The 962-nt window shown below is 74.4% G+C and carries 1 protein-coding gene; it reads left to right on the forward strand.

Annotated elements, in window-relative coordinates:
• Positions 1 to 962 (forward strand): molybdopterin-dependent oxidoreductase (locus G3I65_RS50720; protein WP_160703052.1); only part of this gene is annotated, 962 nt, incomplete at both ends.

The raw sequence follows: 962 nt of genomic DNA on the forward strand, positions 1-962 counted from the left end.
TGGCCGTCGGCACGGCCGGGCCGGGGGTGGCCGCCGCGGCGAGCGGGCCGATCGTGAAGCCGTTGCCGCCGGAGCTGTTCGACGTCTACGGCAGCAACGCCGAGATGCGCTGGGAATCGATGCGCGACCAGGGCTACCTCACCCCGGTCGACCGGTTCTTCGTCCGCGACCACACCTCGACACCCGTGCTCGACGCCGCGACCTGGCGGCTGAAGCTGTTCGGCTCGGGCCTGCGCGGCGCGCCGACGGCCGAGGCGCCGGTCGAGCTGTCCTACCGCGAGCTGCGCGCGCTGCCGTCGGAAACGATCACCGCGTTCGTCGAATGCACCGGCAACGGCCGCAGCTTCTTCGGCAGCCAGCAGGGCCAGACCGTCAGCGGGACGGCGTGGAAGCTGGGCGCGGTCGGGGTGGCGCGCTGGCGCGGCGTCCGGCTCGCGACGGTGCTCGCGCGGGCCGGGCTGACCCGGGACGCCGTCGACGTCCTGCCCGAGGGACTCGACCCCGATTACGTCGCGGCGGGGGTGAACCTCGGCAAGGTGCGGCGGCCGCTGCCGGTGGGCAAGGCGCTGCAGGACACCTTGCTGGCCTACGAGATGAACGGGCAGCCGCTGCCGCCCGACCACGGTTTCCCGGTGCGGCTCGTGGTGCCGTCGTGGGCCGGGATCGCGTCGATCAAGTGGCTCGGCCGGATCGAGGTCTCGGCGACGCCGCTGGTGTCGCCGTGGAACACGCAGTTCTACCGGCTGCTGGGCCCGGACTACCCGGCGGACGGCACGCTCGTCACCGAACAGGTGGTGAAGAGCGCCTTCGAGCTCCCGTGGGGCGCGACGCTCGCGGCCGGGCAGCGGCAGGTGCTGCGCGGCCGGTCGTGGTCGGGCCACGGGCGGATCCGCCGGGTCGAGGTCAGCACGGACGGCGTTACCTGGCAGCCCGCGCGGCCGGTCGGCCCGGCGCTCGACCGC

Origin of the sequence: Amycolatopsis sp. SID8362 (genome assembly GCF_010550475.1) — a bacterium.
GTDB lineage: Bacteria > Actinomycetota > Actinomycetes > Mycobacteriales > Pseudonocardiaceae > Amycolatopsis > Amycolatopsis eburnea.